This is a genomic window from Rhodoferax sp. (assembly GCF_011391645.1).
In the GTDB taxonomy this organism is placed as follows: Bacteria; Pseudomonadota; Gammaproteobacteria; order Burkholderiales; family Burkholderiaceae_C; genus Rhodoferax.
Genome location: NZ_JAABQC010000160.1, coordinates 1 through 3,198, shown reverse-complemented (window position 1 = coordinate 3,198; position 3,198 = coordinate 1). Strand labels below are relative to the sequence as shown.

Annotated in this window: 3 protein-coding genes; all 3 read left to right on the top strand. The window is 63.5% G+C overall.

From position 1 onward, the window contains the following. The coding region (locus tag GPS82_RS13635) for a hydrogenase 4 subunit F (protein ID WP_296495632.1) at positions 1–1,030 on the top strand (1,030 nt) is incomplete at its 5' end. Positions 1,031–1,034: 4 nt separating this feature from the next. Then, positions 1,035–2,594, top strand: a complete 1,560-nt coding sequence (locus tag GPS82_RS13630) for an NADH-quinone oxidoreductase subunit C (protein ID WP_296495630.1) — start codon at positions 1,035–1,037, stop codon at positions 2,592–2,594. Next, the gene (locus GPS82_RS13625) at positions 2,594–3,118 is read left to right on the top strand and encodes a formate hydrogenlyase (RefSeq protein WP_296495633.1); all 525 of its coding nucleotides are present in this window, start codon (positions 2,594–2,596) and stop codon (positions 3,116–3,118) included. The genes GPS82_RS13630 and GPS82_RS13625 overlap by 1 nt, the downstream gene beginning before the upstream one ends. The last annotated feature ends 80 nt before the right edge of the window (positions 3,119–3,198 follow it).

Here is a 3,198-nt window from a genome sequence, read left to right as displayed (position 1 = left end):
GCTGCTGGTCAGCGTGTACCGCACCACCGCCAGCTTGGAGGCCGCCTGGAAGTATTTCATCCTGTGCGGCGTGGGTATTGCGCAGGCGCTGTTTGGCACCATCCTGATGTACATGGCCGCTGAAAAGGTGCTCGGCCCCGAGCATGCCACCCTGCTCTGGACCAGCCTCAACGACATCAAGGGCGAGCTTGACCCCACCATCGTGTCGCTGGCCTTTGTGTTTTTACTGATTGGTTACGGCACCAAGATTGGCCTGGTGCCGCTGCACAGCTGGCTGCCCGACGCCCACGCCGAAGGCCCGACACCGGTGTCGGCGGTGCTCTCGGGCCTGCTGCTCAATGTGGCCATGTACGCGGTGCTGCGCTGCAAGGTGCTCACCGACGGCGCACTTGACAGCAACATGGCCGGCCAGTTGATGATGGGCTTTGGCTTGCTGTCAGTGGTGGTGGCGGCGTTTTTCCTGTCGCGCCAAAAAGACGTCAAGCGCATGTTTTCGTATTCAAGCATCGAACACATGGGCCTGATCACCTTTGCCTTTGGCATGGGCGGGCCGGTGGCCAACTTTGCCGGGCTGCTGCACATGACGGTGCACTCGCTGGTCAAGTCGGCCATTTTCTTCACGGTTGGCCATGCCACGCAAAAGGCCGGCACCCAGGTGATGAGCGAGATTCGCGGCCTGATCAAGGTCAACCCCACCGTGGGCTGGGGCCTGATGCTGGGTGTGATGGCCATTCTGGGCATGCCGCCCTTTGGTGTCTTTGCCAGCGAATTTTTGATTCTGACCACCGCCATGCGCGAGCAGCCCTGGGCGGCGCCATTCCTGTTTCTGGCGCTCGGCGTAGCTTTTGCTTCCATTTTGATCCGGGTGTTGCCCATGGTGTTTGGCGACTCGACCTTAAAGCCGCTGGCGCATCCGCCGGCCCTGGTTCCGGTGTTTGTGCATCTGGCGCTGGCGCTGGTGCTGGGCTTGTACATTCCCCCCTACTTGAACGGCTGGTACGTGCAGGCGGCCGGCATGCTGGGAGGCTAACGGCATGAAGATCCCCGGACTTGACCTTGAATTTGATGCCTTGCCCGCGCCGGTGCCGGTCTGGCACGCGCAGGTGAGCTTCGCCCAGTGGCAAGGCGCCGCCACGGCGGTGCGTGATGAAGGTGGCCGCCTGCTTGCCCTGTGGGCTGGCTCAATGGCCCAAAAGCCACCCTGCATCTGTGCCGCTTACGTCACCCTTGACGGTGCGTTCTGGTTGTCTCTGCCATTGGTGCAACAGGAAGGGCGCTGGGTTTACCCGGATCTTGCCGCGGTGTTCCCGGCGGCCGTGCGCATGCAGCGAGCTGCCGCCGACCTGTCGGGCGCGGTTGCGTTGGGGGCCAATGACACACGCGCCTGGCTCAACCACGGCGCCTGGCCGCCAGACCATTTTCCCTTGCAGCAGGACCCCGGCCAGTTGCCGCTGCTGGCGGCCACCGAACTCGTTAATTACCCGTTTGTGCATGTGGACGGCGACGGCGTGCATGAGATTGCAGTGGGGCCGGTGCATGCCGGCATCATCGAGCCCGGCCATTTCCGCTTTTCGGTGGTCGGCGAAAAAGTGCTGCGCCTGGAGCAGCGCCTGGGCTACACACACAAGGGCACCGAGCACCGCATGACGCAACTGGCGCCGCTGGACGCTTACCGGCTGGCTGGCAGAGTTTCGGGTGACACCACCGTGGCCTACGCCTGGGCCTACTGCATGGCGCTCGAATCGGCCACGCAAACCACGCCGCCTTTGCGTGCCGCCTGGTTGCGTGCGCTGCTGCTGGAGCGCGAGCGCGTTGCCAACCATCTGGGCGACCTGGGTGCGCTGGGCAACGATGCCGCTTTTTCTTTTGGTCTGGCCCAGTTCTCGCGCCTGCGTGAAGACTGGCTGCGCCTATCCAAAACTGTTTTTGGTCACCGCTTGATGATGGACTGCGTCGTGCCCGGCGGCGTGCGCGGCGACATTGACTTGGGCCAGCGCGAGCTGATGTTGCAGCAGTGCGACGCGGTGGAGAAAGAGGTGCGCACCCTGTTCAACATTTACGAGGCCCACGCCGGGCTGCAAGACCGTTTCATGACCACCGGCTGCGTGGCGCCCGAGCTGGCCGCCCGTCTGGGCCTGACGGGCATGGCCGGGCGTGCCAGCAGCCAGAGCTGGGACCTGCGCTGTGACCAGCCCTGGGTGCCCTACAGTGACTTGGCTGTCGTCATGGCCACCCAGCACAACGGCGATGTGGCCGCGCGGGTGGCGGTGCGCTTTGACGAGATTTTTGAATCCATGCGCCTGATCCGGCGTTTGTTGATCGAGATGCCCATCGGCGACTTGCGCTGCCCGGTCCTGCTGCCCCAGCAGCCCGCACGCGGCGCGGGCTGGGTGGAAGGCTGGCGGGGCGAATTGTTCGTGGCGCTGGAACTGGGGGGGGCCGAGCAACAGCACCGCATCCTGCGCTGCCATTTGCACGACCCCTCATGGCAAAACTGGCCGGTGCTGGAGCATGCCATCATGGGCAACATCGTGCCCGACTTCCCGCTCATCAACAAGTCGTTCAACTTGAGTTACTCGGGGCAAGACCTATGATCTGGAAAGTGGTCAGGCAGATCGCCAAAACCGGTATTTGCACCGAAACCGCGCCCGACATTGGTGCCGATGAGGCCGCGCAGGCCGCACGCATCCAGCAGGAATTGCTCGACATTCTGGGCCAGGCCCTGACCATTCGTGAGGTCGACGCCGGCTCGTGCAACGGCTGTGAACTGGAAATCAATGCGCTGGGCAACCCCTACTACAACCTGCAGGGCTTGGGGCTAAAGTTTGTCGCCAGCCCGCGCCACGCCGACCTGCTGCTGGTCACCGGCCCGGTGTCGCGCAACATGGAAACCGCCCTGAAGCGCACCTATGACGCCACCCCCGAACCCAAATTGGTGGTGGCAGTGGGCGACTGCGCCTGCGACGGCGGCATCTTTGGCGAGAGCTACGCCACCTGCGGTCGCGTCGCCAACGTGATCCCGGTCGATGAAGTCATTGCCGGCTGTCCGCCCACGCCGCTGGACATTTTGCGCGGCATTCTGAAAGCGGTGCGGCGGCGCGTGACAACGGGAGATTGAGCGCGCAACGCAGTGGCCAAGAATTTGTCCCCTGAAACTCGGCATCAGTCTTTTAACCAAGGGTGCCCGCTTTGCTTGGC

What these genes read in the sequence shown, in the direction of transcription:
- GPS82_RS13630 (WP_296495630.1), top strand. Translation starts at nt 1,035, where the DNA reads ATGAAGATCCCCGGACTTGACCTTGAATTTGATGCCTTGCCCGCGCCG.